We start from the raw sequence: 19,174 nt of genomic DNA, 5'->3' as shown, positions 1-19,174 counted from the left end.
CCTCATGTCCCACCGCGTACCTACTCGTTAGGGTGTGTCGTCGTGCTCGGCGGGACACTCCCATGGGGCGGTGCGGGATGACGATCACTGCAAACCACGCGGAGCTCGTCGCCGCGGCGCAGTCGGGCGACCGGTCGGCCCGCGAAGAACTGATCGCCGCGCATCTGCCGTTGCTGTACAACATCGTCGGGCGGGCCCTGCACGGTCACGTCGACATCGACGACGTGGTGCAGGAGACCCTGGTCCGGGTCATCCGTGACCTGCCGGCGTTGCGCGCCCCGGAGAGTTTCCGGTCCTGGCTGGTGGCCATCGCGTTGCGGCAGATCGCCACCCACCGGCAGCGGGTGCGGATCGCCGTCGACCGGGCCACCGTGGTCGACACGGCCGACCTGCTGCCCGGCGACGGTGACGTCGAGGACGAGGCGATCCTGCGGCTGTACCTGGCGGACCAGCGCCGTCAGGTGGTCGAGGCGAGCCGCTGGCTCGACGTGGCGCAGCGCCCGATGCTGTCGCTGTGGTGGCAGGAGTGCGCCGGCCAGCTGAGCCGCAGCGAGGTCGCCGCCGCCTGTGACACCACCGTCGCGCACGTCGGCGTACGCCTGCAACGAATGCGCGAGCAGCTCGAACTGAGCCGCGGCATCGTCGCGGCGCTGGCCGCCGATCCGCGCTGCCCCGGACTGACGGCGGCCATCGACGGCTGGGACGGTCGTCCCGCACCCGTGTGGCGCAAGCGGATCGCCCGCCACACCCGGGACTGCCCCACCTGCTCGACCCGGGCCGAGGGCCAGGTGCCCGCCGAGCGGCTGCTGCTGGGCATCGCGCCGTTGGCGGTGCCGGCCGGCCTGGCCGCCGCACTCGCCGCCAAGGGGCTGCTGACCACGACGACCGTGACCACGCCGGTGCTGGCGGCGGCGTACACCGCCACCGGGGCGACGACGGCGGCCGGTGGCACGCCCGGCACGCTGCTCGGCAAGCTCGCCCAGTTGGTGAGTGCCCACCCGGTGGCCAGCGTCGCCGCCGGTGCGGCGTTGGCCGCCGGCACCGTGGCCGGCGTGGCGCTGCCGCCCGGACCGGCACCGGCCCCACCCGCCATCGTCGCGGCACCCACCACGGCCGCTCCGGCGCCGTCGAGTGCCGCACCCACCCCGTCGGCCCGGACGCCGTCACCCGAACCGTCCCCGGCCCGGCCGTCCCCGAGCCGCCCGGCCACCGCGCCGGGCACCATCCCGCTGGGCAGCTGGTCACTGGAGTCGGTCGAGGCGGCGGGCCGGTACCTCAGCCACGACGGCAGGTACGCGGAACTCGGCCAGGTCGGCGCGGCCAGCGCCGAACGGGCCCGGGAGCGGGCCACCTTCACCGTCAGCCGAGGGCTGGCCGACCCGACCTGCGTCACGCTGCGCGCCGCCGACGGGCGCTACCTGCGGCACTGGGGACTACAGGTGCAGCTCAGCCCGGACGAGGGCACTCCGCTCTTCCGCGAGGACGCCACCTTCTGCCCGCGCCGGGGATCGGCCGCCGGATCGGTGACCCTCCAGTCGCACAACTATCCCTCGCTCGTGGTGCACCACCGCGACGGCGGCTTCTGGCTGGATCTCCCCGACGGCAGCCGGGAGTTCGCGGCCGAGAGCTCCTTCGTGGTGCGTGATCCCTGGGCCTGACGCCCGGCGCTGCCGTCCCACGAAACCGCTGCGGAATTCGGCCCACAGTTTCCGTTATCCGCCGGCCGGCCGCGCGGTCTCCTACTGCGTGAGGCGCCGGCCGGCCGAGCATCGGCCGTCGCCAGCTCACCGTACGTCGTCGTGTCGGCTGGAGTCTGCATGCAGTTGAGACCGTTCGCGCAGCTGGTGGTGCCCGTGCTGGCAGTGTGCGCAGTTGTCTTCGGTACCGGGTCAACTGCCTGGGCCGCCGCCAGCTGCGAACCGCCGCCGACGCTGAAGGTGCCGTCCTCGGGCACCGTCGTCGGTACCGGCACCGCCGCGAGCTGCACGGAAAGCGCCCTGCGCACCGCGGTGACGCGGGGTGGGCACGTCACCTTCAAGTGTGGCGACGCCGCGAAGATCCAGGTCAGCCGGGAGCTCTCGGTGACGAAGACGACCGTGATCGACGGCGGGGGAAAGGTCACCCTCGACGGTCGCGGCAAGAACCGGATCCTGGTGGCGGAGGACCGCACCACCCTGTCGGTGCGGAACCTGACCTTCGTCAACGGCGCCGCCGAGCAGTCGGACTCGCGCAAGACCGGCACCGGCGGGGCGGTCGCGGGCCGGTACCAGTCGCGGGTGGAGGTGATCGGCAGCACCTTCCGGAACAACACCGCAGGCATCGGTGGCGGCGCGGTCGCCGTACACACCGACAGCTCGCTGTCGATCACCCGGAGCACCTTCACCGGCAACTCGTCCTGGTACGGCGGAGCCGTCTACAGCCTGTTGTCGCCGTTGTCCGTGGTCAACTCGACCTTCACCGACAACAGCACCACCACCAGCGGCGGCCTCGGTGACGGCGGCGCGATCGGCACCGACGGCGCCAAGCCGATCGGCCAGTCGGGTGGTGTGATCCAGATCTGCGGCTCGACCATCAGGAACAACACGGGCCACGGCAACGGCGGCGGCGCCTACCTCTGGGCGTACGCGCCTGACAAGATCATCGTTGAGCGGACCACCTTCTCCGGCAACCGGGTCAAGCCCAACGGCCGAGGCGGCAACGGCGCCGGTGGCGCCGCCCGGCTGAGCATGGGCCCGGACACCGGGCGCAACGGCTCGATCATCGTCAGACAGTCGAGCCTGTTGTCCAACACCAGCGACGGCAACGGCGGCGCCCTCTACCTCGACTGCTTTCCGACCTGCGCGATCAGCAACAGCACGATCCACGGCAACACCGCCAAGGACTACGGTGGCGCGATCTTCGGCGACGGTCACCGCAGCAACAACGTGACGTACGCGAAGAACCGGGCCGGCGGCCACGGTGGGGCGCTGTTCGGCAGCAAGTTCGTGCTCAACAACACCGTCTTCGTCGCCAACTCCGCCGGCAACCCGTGGGGCCAGTCGATGACGTGCAGTTCGACCGGCACCGGGGGACGGGTGGTGCAGTGGCTCGTCACCTCGCGGGACAACTCCAACAAGTGCGTTCCCGGGGTCACCGCGGCCAACCCCCGGCTCGCCGCGCCCGTGGCGAACGGCGGGTCCACCTGGAACATGATGCCGGCGAAGAACAGCCCGCTGCTGGGCGCCGGCGCCAAGTGCGAGAGCCGGGACCAGCGGGGCGAGAAGCGGAGCACGGCCCGCTGCGACATCGGCTCGGTACAGCGGACCGCGGTCGCCGCCGCCAGCCCGAGCGCCTCGCCGAGTACGCCGTCGCCGACGCCGTCCGCCTCCGGGGCGCCCAGCGTCGCGGCGGCGCCGGTAACGCAGCTGCCACCGGTGGAGGCGGCGGCCGGGTCGGCGTCCGGCTCCGAGCCAGCGCGCCCGATCCTGCCGATCGCCCTGGTCGGCACGGGGATCATCGCGGTGGCGGCGGCCCTGTTCACGCTCCGCGCGGTCAACCGGTCGCGCGCCGGAGTGCACCGTTCGGGTGCGCGAACGGACGAAGGGTGAGCGGCCCGTTCCTGGTTCAGCCCGGCACCGCAGCGGCGGTGCCGGTTCAGAGTCCCCGTTCGCGTACTGCTGCCCGGGCTGCGTGGACGGGTGATCGGCGGCCGGCTGACCGCCGCCGCCCGGCGGCGGTGGGTTCGTCCGTTGGTCCCCGAACCCACCGTCCGCTGGCGACCACCTCCGGGGGGTGGGGCCATGACTGAGGACTGCCCACCGCCGGAGCAGCCGCCACCGCATCTGCTGGCCGCGGAACCGGCCGAGCATCCGCCGATGCGTCCGCTGTGGTTGTGCCGCCGGTGCGGTCAACCCTGGCCGTGTACGCGGGCCAAGCTCGCCCTGCTGGCCGACTACGACGGCAGCCCGGTCGGCCTGCACCTCTATCTGGCCGGTTGCCTGTGCGACGCCATCGACGATCTGCACCGGCTCAGCCCCAGCCTCACCGGCAGCGCCGCCGACATGTTCGACCGTTTCCTGGGCTGGCCAACCCGACTCAACCGGCTGTACCAGGTGACCCGGGTGCGTGGGCGCAACGAGCGGCTGCCGGAGATGCGCGGCGACCGGCCGTCCGCCAGGGAGCGACCAGCGGTGCCCGAGCGGACGGAGCGCGCGGAAAAGGGCGGTCGACTGGACCGGGACCGGCTCGGCTAGCTCCCGTTCTCGCGGATCTTGCGACGTTCTAGCCGCCGATCTTGGTACGAGACAGCCCTCATGGGGGCCGTTCCGCACCAAGATCGGCGAGACAGAACCTCGGCGTGGCGGGGCGTCGTCGGTGTACGTCGCCGAGCAGGTCGGCGCCGGCACCGCCGGACAATCGGCGGCTACTTGGCCATCAGCTTGAGCATCTGCTGGATCTCGCCCTGCCGGGAGGCTTTCACCCGCTCGCCGAAGGACTTGGTCTCGGCGTTCTTGCCGCCGTCGGTGACGATGTCGGCCAGCTCCATCGCGTTGTGCTGGTGGGCCAGGAAGAGGCTCAGGAACGCGGTGTCGAACTCCGCGTCCGGCACCGTCGTCAACGCCTTGATCTCGGCCGGGCCGGTGCCGGGCAGTCCGCCGTGGTGGGCGTGCAGGTTGGGTGCGGTGTCCACCTCCGTCGACTCGCCCCAGCCCTTCAGCCAGCCCTCGATCATCGACAGTTCGTCGGACTCGGTGGCCTGCACCGCCTGGACCAGCGTCCGCAACTCCGGGTCCTGCGCCCGTTCCACCGCGGTGGCGGTCATCTGCAGGGCCTGCCGCTGATGGTGGACGAACATCTGCAGGAACATCACGTCGGTGTCGTTGTACGCCTCACCGGCCTTGATCTCCGCGACCGCCGTGTCGGCGGTGGCCCGGGGCGGCTCGGCGGTGGGCGTGCTGCACGCGCCGAGCAGGAACGGTGCGAGCAGCGCCACGGCTACCAGCCGGCGCCTCACAGCGGCAGCCACAGCGCGAGGGTGTAGATCGAGGGCTCCCAGCTGTTGAGCGAGGTGTGGCCCTGCCGGCACTGGTAGCGCGTGCCCTCGTAGGTCACCACGTCGCCGGTCTTGTAGCTGACACCAGCGGCCCACGGATCGCCGGTCACCGGCGCAGCAGGGGGCGCGGCGGGCGGGTCGGCGGCCGGCGGGTCGGCGGCAGGGGGCGCAGCCGGCGGGTCGGCGGCGGGAGGCGCGGCGGGCGGAGCGGCCGGCGGGTTGGCGGGCGGCTCGGAGGAGGCCGGGGGCCTGGTGGGCACGACACCTCCGCCGCCACCGCCCACGTTCAGGTCGACGCAGTTGTAGAAGGCCATCGGCGTGTCCCCGATGTTCCAGACGGCGAGCAGCCGCTGCCGGCCCGGGAACTTGCCCAGGTCGATCGTGTGCGACACCGTCGCGTCCGGCTGGGCGTTCCCACCGTCGAACGTGGCGATCCGGGTGCCGTCGATGAAGTACTCCCAGTCGGCGGTCCGGTGCCGGGCGGTGAGCACCCAGGTGAAGGTCACCGAACTGCCCACGTTCCGGGCCGGCCAGTTACGGGACTCGTCGGAGAGCACCGACCACTGCGCCACCCCGCCGTCGCATCGCTGCGAGCCCTTGGGGGCCTCGACGCTCTGCGGCTCGAACTGGATCGGGCCGCAGTCCCGAACGGTTCCGGCGGCGCACAGTGCCTGCCGGCTGGGCGGGTTCGACACGTAACCGTGGGCCTGTGCGGGCGACGCGACCGTCAGGCTCGACGCGACCATACCGAGGGCTACCAGTGGATAGCTGATCTTCCTGCGCATCTGAACTCCGTGCGACTCGCTTCGGCTGTGACGGCGAGGACGCTATTGCGAAGTTCCATAAGGGAGCCTTAACGGATCCGAAAAGGATCATGAAAGCCGGTTTCGGCTGCTCCGGGCCGGCTGCGGCGGGTGGTCGACCGGTTGCAGCAGGATACCGACCCGGGCGCCGCCGAGCGGGCCCCGGGTGACCACCAGCCGGCCGCCCGAGGTCTCCGCGGCCCGGCGCACGATGTCCAGGCCGAGGCCGGTCGAGCCGGCGGCGCTCACGCCCCGCCGTACCGCGTTGGCCGGGTCGGCGATGCCCGGCCCGGAATCGTCCACGAACAGGCCGTCGGGTGAGATGCTGACCCGGAAGGCGGCGCCGTCCGGGGTGTGCGAGAAGACGTTGCCGAGCATCGCGTCCACCACCAGGATCAACTCGCTGCGCGGCATCGGCAGGACCACCGGTACGTCGCCGCCGGTCACCTCCCACGGACGCTCCTGGTCCTCGGCCAGCACCGACCAGAACGCCAGCCGGTCGGCCAGCACCTCGACCAGGTCGGCGCTCTGCCCGTCCCGCCCGTCGGTGCCGCGCCGGACCCCACGGATGATCGAATCCAGTTCCTCGTCGAGCAGGTCGCAGGCCTGCCGCATCCGTTCGCCGATCGGGCCCGGTGGCATCGCCTCGGCGTCGAGGCGGAGCGCGGTCAGCGGCGTACGCAATCGGTGCGAAAGGTCGGCGGCCAGCTCGCGTTCCCGGTTCATCAGCAGGCGCAGGTCGTCGGCCATGGCGTTGAACGAGCGGGCGGCGTCCTGGAGTTCGCGCGGGCCGTTGGGCTCGACCCGGGCGGTCAGGTCGCCGCCGCCGAGCCGTCGGGCCGACGTGGACAGTTCCCGGGCGGCCCGCACGACCCTGCTGCCGAGCCGGTCGGCGAGCAGTGTCGAGCCGGCGACCAGGACGATCGCCAGGCCACCGAGCACGATCCAGGCGGTCCGGACGCCGCGACGCAGCTCCGCCCCGGGCACGTACACCTCGACGATCACGGTGCGGCCGTCGGCGAGCACGGTGGGCTGGAGGTACGCCACGCCGTCGCCGGCCGGGGCCAGCACCGACCGGCGGTCCCGGGCCGCGCTGTGCACCTGGCTGTCGGTGATGTGCGTGCTCCCGATCGGCACGACGTCCGGCAAATGTACGGCGAGCCGGCCGGCGCTGCCGGCGGTGGTGCTGGCCACCGCGTTGGTGAGCAGCGTCGGGTCGGCGTCCATGCCGAGCACGGTGACCAGCGAGGTGGCCTGCTGGCGGGCGTCGCTGATCGCCCGGTCCCGGGCGATCTGTTCGGTCGCCACGGCGAGCGGCACGAGGAAGGCGAGCGCCACCATCGAGGTGATGGCGAGGGCCAGCCGGTTGAGGGCCGACCTCATCGTGGTTCGACCATCATCACGCCGACACCGCGGATGGTGCGCAGGAACCGGGGCCGCGCGGCCGTCTCCCCGAGTTTGCGCCGCAGCCAGGAGATGTGTACGTCGATGGTCTGCTCCTCGCCGATCTGCGCCTGGTGCCAGACCTCGTTCATCAGCTCGCGGCGGCTGACCACCTGCCCGACCCGTTCGGCGAGGTACGCGAGCACGTCGAACTCGCGTCGGGTCAGTTGCAGCGGCTGCCCGCCCAACTCGGCGAGGCGTTGTCGTGGATGGATGGTCAACTCACCCACGGTGATCGACTTCGGGGTCTCGTTCGCGGTGGGCCGGGCCCGGCGCAGCACCGCGTCGATCCGGGCCAGGATGTGCCCACCGGAGAACGGTTTCGTCACGTAGTCGTCGGCACCGGCACTGAGCAGGCTGATGATGTCGCTCTCGGAGCGGCGCGCGGTCGCCACGATCACCGGCACGTCGGACACCGAGCGGATCATCCGCAGCGCGTCGGTGCCGTCGATGTCGGGCAGTCCGAGATCGAGGATGACCAGATTCGGTCGCTCCATGGTGACGATCTTCAGTGCCTCGGCGGCGTGCCCTGCGGGCCGCACGACGTGACCGGCGTCGGTCAGTGCGCGGGTGAGGGCCGCCGCGATGTTGCGGTCGTCCTCGACCAGCAGGATCATCGCCATGGCGTACACCATATGGGTAGATGAGACGATGTCTTCGTGCGATCTTCCTGGTGGGCTCCGCTCGTCGGGTGGTGCGTCGCCACCGCGTCGAGCATCGTGCTCGCGTCGATGGCGATCCTGCCCGTGTTGCGTGCGCCCGTGGTGGAGGACCGCGCGCTGAGTCAGCTGCCGTCGGCGGAACTGCCCAGCCTACCGACGCCGTTGCCCTCGTCGACGATCGCGCCGGTCGACCCGGCGCCGACCACGAGCCGGCCGGCTCCCCGTCCCACCACTTCGGAGACGACCGCACCGGCCGCGACGGCGAGCAGCCGGCCGGCGACGAGGCCGAGCAGGAGCACCACGCCGACGGCCACCATCGAGGACGGCTGGACGGTCACGACCGGCACCGACGGGGTCCGCAGCTACGTGCGTTCGTTCCGGGTGGCGGGCGGCCAGGCGGTCATCCGGATGACCTCGGCGGGCGTGGTCGAGCTGGTCACCGCCACCCCGGCGGACGGGTACGCGGTGCAGACGGTGCAGAACTCGCCGGACAACATGGCCGTCTACTTCAACGGGAACCGCAACTTCATCGTGCACGCGATCTGGTGGGACGATCGCCCCTTCGTCCAGGTCAGCGAGGTCGGCGGGTAGGTGTGCCCGACACCGTGACGGTGCCGGGCACACCGCACTAGCGGTAGATGAGGCTGGACGAGGAGTAGAGGCAGTTCGTACTGTCCGGTCCGGTGCCGATCTGGGTCGGCTCGGCGCCGGTGCTGTTGCCGGTGTACTTGCGACAGATCACCATCGCCCGGCTGGGGTCGTTGACGATGGTGATTCCGCTGAGCGTGGCGGTGTCGCCGTAGTTGGTGTTGATGCCGACGACCGTGCCGCCCGGCCGGGTCAACGTGACGTTACGGATGACCACGCTGCGCCGGTGCTGGGTGGAGCAGTTGCCGCAGGAGCGGTAGAACGTCCCGAAGTTGGTCGCCTGGAAGTTCTGGACGGTCAGCGTCCCGGCGCCGTTGTGTTGGAACACCTTGTCGCTGGCGAACCGGGCGCCGCCGCCGTCGACCAGGAAGGTCGGCGAGCCGGTGCCCCGGAACGTGGCGGCGTCCTCGCCCACGTCCTCCCACCAGACGTTGCGCAGCGTGCAGGAGCCGGCGCAGTGCACGCCGTCCCCGGCTGGCGCCCCGATGATGACGTTCTGCAGCGTGGCGCCGTTGGCCAGCCGGAACATCGGGTCCTGGCTCTCTTCCTGGCTGCCGTCGCCGATGCAGCAGTAGCGGCGCATGCCGCCGTCGAAGACCCCGCTGACCGCGATGGTTCCGTTGACCGGGGACTGGCCCGTCGGCGTGGGCCAGCTCGTGCTCGGTGGGTTGGTCGGTGGTGGCGTGGTCGGGCTGGGGGTCGGGCTGGTCGGCGTGGTCGGGGCGGTGCCGCCGGTGCAGGTCACCCCGTTGACCGAGAAGCTGGTCGGCACCGGGTTGGCGCTGTTGTTCCAGGTGCCGTTGAAACCGAACTGCGCGGTCGCGTTGGTGGCCAGGTTGCCGTTCCAACTGACGTTGCTCGCGGAGACCGTCGAGCCGCTCTGGGTGAACGTCGCGTTCCAACCCTGCGACACGGTCTGACCGGCGCCGAACGACCAGCGGACCGTCCAGGCGGTCAGCGGGTCGCCGACGTTGGTGAGGACGACGTCACCGGTGAAGCCACCCGACCACTGCGAGGTCACCGAGTAGGCGACCCGGCAGCCGACGGCGGCCTGCGCCGTACCGGCGAATACCAGGGCCCCGGCGGTGAACAGTGTGCTCGTCGCGATCGTGGCGGTGATGACGGCCGTGCGACGTCTTCGGTCAAGCATGATCTTCTCCCTGACATGGCGGGAAGCGCCACACCGAACGGCACCGGTGCCCGGTCGGGCCGTGGTGGGGCATCGGATATGCCCGGATGCTGCCCCGGCTTCGGCAGCGACAGCGCCTCAGGGCTGCCTGTAAGCGCTTTCCTGAAGGCAAACACAAAGAACGAAAAATGTAAACCTATCGATGGAGGTTGACGCCCCGCGCCCCGCTCAGAAGAGGGTGGTGGGCTCGACCGGGATCGGCTCGGGCAGCGGTGCCAGGTCAGGCACCCGGGCGCGTACCTCGTCGTGGAAGCGGCGGGCGAGAGTCGGCGCGTCGGTATTGTCCGGGGTGTGCACGAAGACGGTGGGGGAGCGGCCCTCGCGCAGCCACCCGGCGGTGATGTCCAGCCAACGCTGCCAGCCCTCGACCGTCCGGGCCGGGTCGTCCCGGCCCAGGTACCGGACGATCGGCCGGTCGGTCAGCGCGACCGCGCGCAGCGGCATCCGGGGCTTCTTGGTCCAGGCGTCCCGTTCGGCGTCGCTGGTCGGCGCCGTGGCGAAGAAGGCGGTGGTGTCGAAGGGAATCCACTCGGCGTGCGCCTCGGTGAGGACGCCCTCCAGCAGCCGCACCGCGCGTGGATCGGTGAAGAAGTCGGGGTGGCGGACCTCCACGGCGGACCGGTGGGTGGCGGGCAGCCGGCGCAGGAAACGGGCGAGCGTGGGTACGTCGTCCGGGCCGAACGAGCCGGGAAGCTGGACCCAGAGGGCGTGGGCGCGTGGGCCGAGCGGTTCGATCGCGTCCAGGAAGGCGCGCATCGGCTCGGCCACGTCGGTGAGCCGGCGTTCGTGCGTCACGACCTTCGGCAGCTTCACCACGAACCGGAAGTCGGTGTCGGTCTGCCGGGCCCAGGAGGCCACCGTGTCCCGCGCCGGGGTGGCGTAGAAGGTGGTGTTGCCCTCCACGGCGTCGCACCAGCCGGCGTAGTGCCGTAGCCGTTCCTCGGCGGGCAGCGGGTGCGCCAGCAACCGTCCCTGCCACGCCTTGTGCGTCCACATCGCACATCCGACGTGCAGGCGCATGCCATCGCCCCTTCCGCTGCGCTCCGAACGGCCCTCGACGCACGACGCCGTGGCGACCGCGCCGGCCAGCATGCGACGGGTCAGCCGCCGCGCATACCGTATCCGGGTCGGATCAGCGGCCGGCGTCGGTGCGCTCGACGGTGAGGCTGGAGAACCCTGAGGTCGCGTCGACGTCGTAGCGGTCGTTCGCCGCAGCCCAGTCCGGCGGGGTGAAGGTGGTGCCACCGGCCACGCCGGAGTGGGTGGTGCCGTCCACGGTCACCGAGCCGGCGCCACCACCCGCGCGCACCTGTACCGGCGCGTCGCCGGTCAGCCGGACCACGACCTGGCTCGCACCGCCACTGAGGGCAGCCCGCAGGGTGCCGGTGGCCCGGGGAAGGGTCAACTCGATCCGGTTCGCGCCAGCGGTCAACTCGACCCCGTCGAGCTGGGCCGTACGCAGGTCCAGGTGTTGTTCCTTGGCGCCACCGTTGAGCCGGACCTGCCAGCGCACCGATTCGTGCAGCACCACCTCGACCAGCGCCGGGCCGCCCTGGTCGGTGCCGTGCAGGCTGGTCAACAGGGTTCCGTCGGAGAGCGAGACCGCCGGACGGAGGTGGGAGTCGGCGGGCGTGGACACCCGATAGGTCGCTTCGCCCAGGTCGGCCGTGCGCACCCGGATCACGTCGGCGCCGTCGAGCAGGACGAAGGTGGCCGTACGCAGGTCGGTGGCGGCGGTGACGACATGGCCGTCGCGGGTGTCGCCCCGGACACTCATCCAGGTCCAGCTGGCGACCAGCACCACCACCAGGAGCAGCGCCGCCCCACCGAGCCACCACCGCCACCGGCGCCGGCCGGTCGGCTGTGGCGGTGGTACGTCGTACACGTACTGCTGCACCGGTACGAAGTCCAGGTCGATCGTGGGCGGAGCCTTGTCCATGTCGCCTCCCGCACGTGGTGACCGTAGTGGGCTGATACCCACCGGGCCCGTCACCGACTCTTACGGGCGGAAAGCCTCGGGGGCTCACCGTCATCGCGACGGTGAGCCCCCGATCGTCAGCCGAGGGTGGAATCAGGCCCGCGACCACTTCTGGTTGGGGGTGCCGGCGCAGTCCCACAGTTGCAGCCGGCCGCCGTTGTTGGGGTTGTTCTCCCGTACGTCGACACAGCGGCTGGCGTTGAGGTTGACCAGGTCGCCGGCGGCGTTGAGGGTGAAGCGTTGCGCCGGGTTGCCGTTGCAGGTGACCAGGTTGACCTCGGTGCCGTTGGCGGTGCCGGCCCAGGCCGGGTCCATGCACTTGCCCATGGCGCGGATCGTGCCGTCGGCGGCGAAGGTCCACGCCTGCGCGGCGGTGGTGTTGCAGTCCCAGATCTGCAACGGTGCGCCGTCGTACGGGTTGGCGCTGGGGATGTCGATGCACCGGCCGCTCTGTAGGCCCCGGATCCGGTTGGTGCCGGTGTTGCCGTCCGGCACGTAGCCGTAGACCCGGACGTAGTCGACGAGCATCTGCTGCGGGAACTGGGTGCTGCCGTCGGGGTAACCGGGCCAGTTACCGCCGACCGCGACGTTGAGGATCATGAAGAAGGGGTGGTCGAAGACCCAGCGGTTGCCGCCGAGCCGGCTCGGGTCGACCCGGAAGAACTCCTGGCCGTCGAGGTACCAGCGGATGATGTTCGGTTCCCAGTCGACCCGGTAGGTGTGGAAGGTGTCGGCCAGCGGCTGCCCGATGACGCGGCTGCCGGTGATCCCGCCACCGCCGGAGTAGCCCGGCCCGTGGATGGTGCCGTGCACGGTGTTGGGTTCCCGGCCGATGTTCTCCATGATGTCGATCTCGCCGGAGGCGGGCCAGCCGACGTTGCCGAAGTCGCTGCCGAGCATCCAGAAGGCCGGCCAGATGCCCTGCCCTCGGGGGATCTTGATGCGGGCCTCGAACCGGCCGTACGCCTGGTTGAAGGTGGCGGCGGTCAGCAGCCGGGCCGAGGTGTACTCGCACCGGCCGTAGTGGCACTGGTAGTTGGCCGGGTTCTCCCGACGGGCGGTGATGACCAGGTTGCCCTGCCCGTCGTGCACCGCGTTGCTGGTGCTGTTGGTGTAGTACTGGCGTTCGTTGTTGCCCCAGCCGTGGCCGCCGATGTCGAAGCGCCACTTTGACTGGTCGACCGGGGTGCCGGCCGGCGCGTTGAACTCGTCCTGCCAGGTGAGCCCGCCGATGGCGGCGGCGGCCGGTGCGGCGTTCACGGGCACCACGAGCACGCTGGCCACGACGGCCGCGGCGAGGACGGCGGCTCCCCGTCGGAGCCTGCGGGAGATGACGGACACGATTGATCTCCTTTGGGTGGACGGACGAAGCGGGCGCCCCGGCGAGGAAGGAGAGCGCTCTCCAATCGCAGTCTGTCGATTTCACGAGATTTAGTCAAGGTTGTTAACAGCGATCATGGGGTGAGTGCACACTCAGTGATCGTCAACCCGTGGTTGACGCCAATGCATGCGTCAACCTATGGTTGACGCATGACGAATCCTGTCCAGATGAGCAACCCGGTCCGGCTCGACGATCTGATCCAGACCATCAAGCAGACCCACACCGACGCCCTCGACCAGCTCACCGGCGCTGTCCTGGTCGCCGATCACATCGGCGATGTCGCCGATCACCTGATCGGCCACTTCGTCGACCAGGCCCGGCGCTCCGGCGCGTCGTGGACCGAGATCGGCCGCAGCATGGGGGTGAGCAAGCAGGCCGCGCAGAAGCGCTTCGTCGGCGCGGCGATGGACCCCCAGGAGGGCTTCCAGCGGTTCACCCCGCGTGCCCGCAACGTGGTGGCGGCCTCGCACAACGAGGCGAAGGCCGCCGGTAACGCCCAGGTCGGCCCGGTGCACCTGGTGCTCGGGCTGCTGGTCGAGCCGGAGGCGCTGGCCGCGAAGGTGCTGGCCGCCGCCGGCGTCTCGGTCGAGGCCGTACGCGAGGCGGCCACCGCCGCGCTGCCGCCGTCGTCGGACGAGGTTCCCGACCTGATTCCGTACGACGCCGCCGGCAAGAAGGCGCTCGAACTGACCTTCCGCGAGGCGCTGCGACTCGGGCACAACTACATCGGCACCGAGCACATCCTGCTGGCCCTGCTGGAGCAGGAGGACGGCAAGGGAGTGCTCAGTGGCCTCGGCGTGGACAAGGCCACCACGGAAGCGAACACCGTGGCGGCCCTGGCCAAGCTGCGGGCGTTCGAGTAGGCGATCAGGACGCGGTGGGGAAGCCGTACCGGGCGGCGTGCTCGGGGTCGGCCGGATCGATCTGGCGCAGCCCGGCGTCGGCGAGGCGCTTGTTCACCTCGTCGAGCTGCTCGCGCACCAGTAGGGCCTCCTCCTCGGTGACCCGTCCCCTGTGTGGCTTTCCCGCGTGCTCGATGGTGGCGTAGTCGACCTTCTCGGCGGCGCGTCGGGTCTTCGGTGGGCGTACCCGCTCGGCGGTCTTGAGAAGCTGGGCCATCGGCATGTCGGTGGCCATCGCGTCGAACTCGCTGGCGGTCAGCACCACCCGGCGCGGCTCGCCGTGACCGTGCCGGTCGTGGATCTCGACCACGGCCACGTCCAGCGCCGCGTCGTCGAGGCTCTCCACCTCCACCGGGGTCGCGTCCAGCTGCACGGGCCCGGCCACCAGGTCAGGGTGCTCAAGGACGACGACGCGGACCGACTCGTCGTCGGGGCCCAGCACCGTGCCGCTGAAGTCGGAGACGCGAATCGTCTTCTTGCCCATGGGTGCGCTAGCTCCTGTCGTAACCCGGTCGGAGGACCAGCAGACGTTACCCGACAGGTGTGCGAACGACGGCGCTGGCTCGCCGTCAGAGAGTGCCCTTCGGTGCGACCCACTCGGTTGGCTGCCCGGTGAGCGACGCGATCCGGCGCACCGGAATCTATCGGATCTTGGTGCGTCAGTGGGTGTTGAGGTGGCTCGGGTAGGCGCCGACGGGTAGCCGGTTCAGCTCGTGCCAGGACAGCGAGCCGGAACGGTGACCGAGGTGTGGCGGCTGCCCGGGGAAGCGTCTCGCCGCCCTGCCGTCCGGCCAGATCCGCGTGGTGTCCCGCTGGTGACCGTCGTCCGGTTGAATCGGCATGTGCCCACCGTTCCAGAGAAAGTTGTACATGTATGGAAATGGGTATGACGGTCGATCGATGGATCAGGTTCCGGTGGGCGCGAGGGCGTTGCGAAAGTCCTCCGGACGGTCGGCGCCGTGCCGTCCGCCCGTCGTACGGTGGGCGGGCGGCAGCGACGGCGCGGGAGGTGGACGGTGCGCGACCGGCGGCTCCACCTGCATCTGGCGACCTGGCTGGGGCAGTGGCCTGCGGGTGCGGGGCTGCACGTGGTGGGGTCGTGGCGACGCAGCCGTCCGGCCTGGGACGGTCGGCTGCGGCCCGCGATCGCGGTCACCGCTGGTGGGAGCACCGTGCTGTCCGTACCGTCCGACCGGGTCGCCGGGGTGCGCGACCTGGCCCAGCGGCCGGACCGGCTGTTGCCCGCCCTGCCGGCGGCGGTCGGCCAGCCCGGCTGGGTGGTGCACGACGACGTGTTCCGGTGGAGCGTGGCACCCGCGCCGCTGCCGGAGGTCGGCGAGTGGATCCCGCCCGGCACCGCGGGCCTGCCGTCCTGGCTGCGGTTGTTCGACCGACCCGTGCTGGTGGTCCGCGACGATCGGGGCCGCTACCTGGCCGGTGTCGGGATCAAGCGGCACGACCGGTTCGGGCATGAACTGGCGGTGGGTACGGTGCCGGCGGCCCGGGGGCGAGGACTGGCCCGGCGACTGGTCGCCCAGGCGGCCCGCCGGGTGCTCGACGACGGCGCCGTGCCCACCTATCTGCACGACCGGGCCAACGCCGCCTCAGCCCGGGTCGCCGAGGCCGCCGGCTTTCCGGACCGGGGCTGGCGGTCGTTCGGGGTCTATCCCGGCTGACCTTCGCAGGGCGCGGACCGTGGATCCCGGGCCGGATCCACGGTCCGCAGCCTCCCCCCAGGTCCGCGTGTGGCTCGATGCCGATCACGCTACGTATCCAGTTACCGGTCGGCAAGCTCCCGGTGCCACCTCTGCGGTGTCGAATAGTGGACTTGACCTGGGTCGACGTGCCCAGGGTCGAGTGCCGGTCAGTGACGCAGAGTGCGAATCAGATCGGTGATCTGGCGGGTCACCGGGCGCAGCACCCGCAGTCGGGAGAGCGTCACCAGCCGGTCGATCAACGGCACCGCGCCGTCGATCAACATGCGGGTGCGGGCCTGCCCCGGTGAGCGGTCGTAGACCCAGTAGAGCACCGTTCCCATGTACGCCAGCCAGAGCAGTTCCGGCAATTGGGGACGCAGTTCCGCGTCGACCTTGGCGGTCGAGCCCGCCAGCACCTCGGCGAAGATGTCGATGGCCGCCTGGCGGGGCCCGGCCGACTCGGGCGAGAACGGGCTCAGCGGTGAGCTGGGCTCCGCGGCGACCTTGAAGAAGCTGCCCGCGAACTCGTGCGAGGGCCCCAGTACGTCGATGGCCGCGTGCAGCACCCCGGACAGCCGGGCGGCGAACTCGGTTTCGCGGTCCAGCACCGGTCGCGCCGCCACCCGGTGCTCCTCCTGGGTCCTGGTGTAGAACTCCTGGATCAGGCGCTCTTTCGAGCCGAAGTAGTAGTAGGCGTTGCCGACCGCGACCCCGGCCTCCTGGGCGATGGCGCGCATGGTGGTCCGTGCGTAACCCCGCTCGCGGAACATCCGCATCGCGGTTTCCAGGATCAGTAGCCGGGTCTGCTCGCCCCGGGCGGTCGCCGGCTCACCCGCAGCGGTCGTCGGCACAGGCTGGTCGGTCATCCGGATCACCGTATCCCGCCGGGTCGTCGGCCGGCGCCGACCCCGGTTCGCGGACGCGTTCGCGAACCGCCGACGCGGTGGCAATCATTCGGCGCGCCAGCGGCAACAGGTGTGGGCGGGCCAGGCGGTCGGCCGTCGCCCGGTGGTCGGCCAGCGCCCACAGGCAGGCGAACCAGGCGCCGTCGCCGGTGTAGACCGCGCCGGTGTCGGCCACCACCGTGAGGTCGCGCAGCGTCGCGTCGTGGTCCAGGCCGGGAAAGCGCCGCCGGGCCTCGGCCGAGCCGGCCGGCACGAACTCCAGGGGTACGAGTTGGGGTCGCGACGCCAGCCAGCCGCGTGCGGCGCGGCACATCGGGCAGTGCGCGTCATAGAGGACGGTGAAGTGCCGGATGCCACCACCCCCGTGCGCGGTGGCATCCGGCGGCCCACCTGCCCGGTACGGGCTGGGGGTGCTCATCGAGGTGGTGCCGTCGGGTTCGCCGGGCCGTGCGGCGACCCGGGTGGGGTGGCCGGGTGCGCGTGCTGCATCGGCAGCTGTCCGATCGGTGGCAGCGGTGGCTGGGTGGCGAGTTGGCGCAACCGGCTACGCCGGTAGCGACCCAGGGCGTAGACGTTGAAGAAGTGCAGCGCACCGAGCACCAGCAGGACCAGTCCGATCTTCCAGGACAGCTCCTCCATCGCCTGGCTGGTGGACCCGATGGGCTCGGAGTGCCGCATCGCCACCGTCACGTAGCCGAGGTTGAGCAGGTAGAACCCGATCACCAGGAGGTTGTTCACGGCGCGGGCGAGCCGCTCGTCGGAGAACACCTCCTCAAGAAAGATCTGCCCGTTGCGCGCCAGCGTCCGGGCCACCCAGACGGTCAGGCCGATGCTGACCGCCAGGTAGACCAGGTACATCCAGACCTTGATGTCCATGCCGAAGCCCCAGTCTTGAACGTGTTCAAATATCGACAGCATCAGCGTACGACCGAAGTTGAACACGTTCAAGAAGGGATCTGGGCGGTGTCGGGTGACGTGTGCCTCAGCGGGTCAGGCCCAGCACTTCGGCGGCGGCCCGGCCGTTGGCGTGGCTCGCGCCGTACGTGGTGACGAAGGCCCGCGTACCGGCCGGCCGCCAGCTCGCCGGCCAGCCCATCTCGACCACCACCACCGGGTGCGTGGTGGCCAGCGCGGTGACCAGCTCCGGCCCACCGGGCAGGCGGTGCAGACGCCGGCCGACCAGCACGATCGGGCGGGCGCCAGCGATCCGGCGTAGCTCCTGCGGGTCGGCCTCGGCGGCCACCACCTGGATCAGTTCCGTGCCGTCGAGGTGCGGGCCGAGTCCCCACGGCACCCGCCCCTCGACGATGGTGGACCTGGTGTGCACCTGCACCACGAGTGGATGGTGCAGCCCGGTCAGCACGCCCTCCACCCGGATGGCGCGGCGGGCCGCCGCGTACCCCAGGTCGGTGGGGGTGGCGGTGGCGGTGCCGGCGGTGCGGGTCCAGGCGGCCAGCTCCGCGGCGCGGCCGGCGGCCTGCTCCACCCGGGTCCGCGCCAGCCGGCCGTCGCCCAGCGCCGTGACGATCTCGGCGGCCACCCGTTCGACCAGTTCGGCGTCCACCTTGGCACCGATGCAGAGCAGGTCGGCGCCGGCGGCCAGGGCCCGTACGGCGCCGGGGGCGATGCCGCCGGCGGCGAGCGCGGCACCCTTCATCTCCAGCGCGTCGGTGATCACGGCGCCGGTGAAGCCGTACTCGTGCCGCAGCAGCTCGACCAGCACGGCGCGGCTGAACGTGGCGGGCCCGGCACCGGTCAGTGCGGGAACCCGGATGTGGGCGGTCATCACCGCCTTGGTGCCGGCGGCGATCACCGCGGCGAACGGCGGCAGGTCCCGCTGGCGGAGTACCTCCGGGGTCACGTCCACGGTCGGCAGTTCGTGGTGCGAGTCGGTCACCGTGGCGCCGTGCCCGGGGAAGTGCTTGGCGCAGGCGGCCACCCCGGCGCTCTGGAGGCCGGCGGCTGCGGCGGCGGAGTGCGCGGCGACCCGCACCGGGTCCGCGCCGAACGACCGGGTGCCGATGACCGGGTTGTCGTCGGCGGTGTTGACGTCGACCGTGGGCGCCAGGTTCACGGTGATGCCGAGGGCGGCCAACTCCGCGCCGATGGCCTGGTAGATCCGCCGGGTGAGCGCCACGTCGCCGATCGCGCCGAGCGCCGCGTTGCCCGGGTACGGGCTGCCGGTGGCGTGCGCCAACCGGGTGACGTCACCGCCTTCCTCGTCGACGGCGACGAGCACGTCGGCCCGGCCGGCGCGCAACGCGGCCGTGCTGGTCGCCACCTGCGCCGGTGTGTCGATGTTGGTGCCGAACAGGGTGTGTCCGGCCAGCCCGTCGGCGACCAGGTCGACCGCCCAGTCGGGTGGGACCGGTCCGGGGTACGCGGCCAGCAGGGTGCCCAGGGCGAGCCGGCGGAGTCCTGGATCCAACCCCACGGGATTCTCCTCTCGGTGCCGGCCGGTGCCGATCTGGTACCGGGTCGGCGGAGCGCCGCACTCCCGCGCGGCGGATACGCTACGGCTACCCGTTCGCGGC

At 71.4% G+C, this 19,174-nt stretch carries 20 protein-coding genes and 1 pseudogene; 6 read left to right on the top strand and 15 right to left on the bottom strand.

The window, feature by feature from the left end; translation table 11 throughout:
- The first annotated feature begins 77 nt into the window (after positions 1 to 77).
- From E0H26_RS19495 to E0H26_RS19485, 3 genes and pseudogenes are all read left to right on the top strand, one after another.
- Entirely contained in the window at positions 78 to 1,658 is a 1,581-nt protein-coding gene (locus E0H26_RS19495) for a sigma-70 family RNA polymerase sigma factor (RefSeq protein WP_131305574.1), read from the top strand.
- Positions 1,659 to 1,817: 159 nt separating this feature from the next.
- Positions 1,818 to 3,587, top strand: a complete 1,770-nt coding sequence (locus tag E0H26_RS19490; protein WP_206025238.1) for a choice-of-anchor Q domain-containing protein — start codon at positions 1,818 to 1,820, stop codon at positions 3,585 to 3,587.
- A 267-nt stretch (positions 3,588 to 3,854) separates the two neighbouring features.
- Positions 3,855 to 4,097, top strand: a pseudogene (locus E0H26_RS19485) (hypothetical protein); the annotation flags it as partial.
- Positions 4,098 to 4,402: 305 nt separating this feature from the next.
- Here E0H26_RS19485 and E0H26_RS19480 read toward each other — a convergent pair.
- From E0H26_RS19480 to E0H26_RS30010, 5 genes are all read right to left on the bottom strand, one after another.
- A complete protein-coding gene (locus E0H26_RS19480) occupies positions 4,403 to 5,005 on the bottom strand; it encodes a DUF305 domain-containing protein (RefSeq protein ID WP_240742268.1) in 603 nt (200 codons plus the stop codon).
- Positions 4,990 to 5,817, bottom strand: coding sequence for a lytic polysaccharide monooxygenase (locus E0H26_RS19475; protein ID WP_131305572.1), 828 nt, complete (start codon positions 5,815 to 5,817; stop codon positions 4,990 to 4,992). The genes E0H26_RS19480 and E0H26_RS19475 overlap by 16 nt, the downstream gene beginning before the upstream one ends.
- 87 nt (positions 5,818 to 5,904) lie before the next feature.
- Positions 5,905 to 7,218: a sensor histidine kinase gene (locus tag E0H26_RS19470; RefSeq protein WP_131305570.1), complete on the bottom strand. Its 1,314-nt coding sequence runs from the start codon at positions 7,216 to 7,218 to the stop codon at positions 5,905 to 5,907.
- Positions 7,215 to 7,901, bottom strand: a complete 687-nt coding sequence (locus E0H26_RS19465) for a response regulator transcription factor (RefSeq protein WP_131305568.1) — start codon at positions 7,899 to 7,901, stop codon at positions 7,215 to 7,217. Before E0H26_RS19465 ends, E0H26_RS19470 begins: the two co-directional genes overlap by 4 nt.
- 161 nt (positions 7,902 to 8,062) lie before the next feature.
- Positions 8,063 to 8,278, bottom strand: a complete 216-nt coding sequence (locus tag E0H26_RS30010) for a hypothetical protein (RefSeq protein WP_240742267.1) — start codon at positions 8,276 to 8,278, stop codon at positions 8,063 to 8,065.
- A gap of 28 nt (positions 8,279 to 8,306) precedes the next feature.
- On the opposite strand from E0H26_RS30010, the gene E0H26_RS30005 reads away from it, so the two are divergent.
- Positions 8,307 to 8,531 (top strand): hypothetical protein, encoded by a 225-nt coding sequence (locus E0H26_RS30005; RefSeq protein WP_240742266.1) that lies wholly within the window; start codon positions 8,307 to 8,309, stop codon positions 8,529 to 8,531.
- Positions 8,532 to 8,568: 37 nt separating this feature from the next.
- Here the strand turns inward: E0H26_RS30005 and E0H26_RS19455 are convergent, their stop codons facing one another.
- From E0H26_RS19455 to E0H26_RS19440, 4 genes are all read right to left on the bottom strand, one after another.
- Complete coding sequence (locus E0H26_RS19455; protein WP_131305564.1) at positions 8,569 to 9,738, bottom strand: pectate lyase; 1,170 nt, start codon at positions 9,736 to 9,738, stop codon at positions 8,569 to 8,571.
- A 207-nt stretch (positions 9,739 to 9,945) separates the two neighbouring features.
- Positions 9,946 to 10,773, bottom strand: a complete 828-nt coding sequence (locus E0H26_RS19450) for a DUF72 domain-containing protein (protein ID WP_206025242.1) — start codon at positions 10,771 to 10,773, stop codon at positions 9,946 to 9,948.
- A 136-nt stretch (positions 10,774 to 10,909) separates the two neighbouring features.
- Entirely contained in the window at positions 10,910 to 11,716 is an 807-nt protein-coding gene (locus E0H26_RS19445; protein WP_131305561.1) for a hypothetical protein, read from the bottom strand.
- A 132-nt stretch (positions 11,717 to 11,848) separates the two neighbouring features.
- Complete coding sequence (locus E0H26_RS19440) at positions 11,849 to 13,096, bottom strand: glycoside hydrolase family 16 protein (RefSeq protein ID WP_131305559.1); 1,248 nt, start codon at positions 13,094 to 13,096, stop codon at positions 11,849 to 11,851.
- 189 nt (positions 13,097 to 13,285) lie between these two features.
- On the opposite strand from E0H26_RS19440, the gene E0H26_RS19435 reads away from it, so the two are divergent.
- Positions 13,286 to 13,999 (top strand): Clp protease N-terminal domain-containing protein, encoded by a 714-nt coding sequence (locus tag E0H26_RS19435; protein ID WP_131305557.1) that lies wholly within the window; start codon positions 13,286 to 13,288, stop codon positions 13,997 to 13,999.
- A gap of 4 nt (positions 14,000 to 14,003) precedes the next feature.
- Here the strand turns inward: E0H26_RS19435 and E0H26_RS19430 are convergent, their stop codons facing one another.
- Both E0H26_RS19430 and E0H26_RS19425 read right to left on the bottom strand, forming a co-directional pair.
- Positions 14,004 to 14,522, bottom strand: a complete 519-nt coding sequence (locus E0H26_RS19430) for a hypothetical protein (RefSeq protein WP_131305555.1) — start codon at positions 14,520 to 14,522, stop codon at positions 14,004 to 14,006.
- A 175-nt stretch (positions 14,523 to 14,697) separates the two neighbouring features.
- A complete protein-coding gene (locus E0H26_RS19425; RefSeq protein WP_131305553.1) occupies positions 14,698 to 14,880 on the bottom strand; it encodes a hypothetical protein in 183 nt (60 codons plus the stop codon).
- 174 nt (positions 14,881 to 15,054) lie between these two features.
- Between E0H26_RS19425 and E0H26_RS19420 the strand changes: the two genes are divergently transcribed.
- Complete coding sequence (locus tag E0H26_RS19420) at positions 15,055 to 15,714, top strand: GNAT family N-acetyltransferase (protein WP_131305551.1); 660 nt, start codon at positions 15,055 to 15,057, stop codon at positions 15,712 to 15,714.
- A 188-nt stretch (positions 15,715 to 15,902) separates the two neighbouring features.
- On the opposite strand, the gene E0H26_RS19415 is transcribed toward E0H26_RS19420, so the two are convergent.
- The 4 genes from E0H26_RS19415 to E0H26_RS19400 are packed head-to-tail and all read right to left on the bottom strand — an operon-like array spanning position 15,903 to position 19,074.
- Positions 15,903 to 16,601 carry a TetR/AcrR family transcriptional regulator gene (locus tag E0H26_RS19415; RefSeq protein WP_131305549.1) on the bottom strand — a complete coding sequence of 233 codons (699 nt, stop codon included), beginning with the start codon at positions 16,599 to 16,601 and terminating at the stop codon, positions 15,903 to 15,905.
- Complete coding sequence (locus E0H26_RS19410) at positions 16,564 to 17,058, bottom strand: thiol-disulfide oxidoreductase DCC family protein (protein WP_131305547.1); 495 nt, start codon at positions 17,056 to 17,058, stop codon at positions 16,564 to 16,566. The genes E0H26_RS19415 and E0H26_RS19410 overlap by 38 nt, the downstream gene beginning before the upstream one ends.
- The gene (locus E0H26_RS19405) at positions 17,055 to 17,582 is read right to left on the bottom strand and encodes a hypothetical protein (protein WP_240742265.1); all 528 of its coding nucleotides are present in this window, start codon (positions 17,580 to 17,582) and stop codon (positions 17,055 to 17,057) included. The genes E0H26_RS19410 and E0H26_RS19405 overlap by 4 nt, the downstream gene beginning before the upstream one ends.
- A gap of 40 nt (positions 17,583 to 17,622) precedes the next feature.
- Positions 17,623 to 19,074, bottom strand: coding sequence for a glycoside hydrolase family 3 protein (locus E0H26_RS19400; protein WP_131305545.1), 1,452 nt, complete (start codon positions 19,072 to 19,074; stop codon positions 17,623 to 17,625).
- Positions 19,075 to 19,174 lie beyond the last annotated feature (100 nt).

The sequence above is a fragment of the Micromonospora zingiberis genome (assembly GCF_004331455.1).
Taxonomy (GTDB): Bacteria; Actinomycetota; Actinomycetes; order Mycobacteriales; family Micromonosporaceae; genus Micromonospora; species Micromonospora zingiberis.
This window is presented reverse-complemented; position numbering and strand designations above follow the sequence as displayed.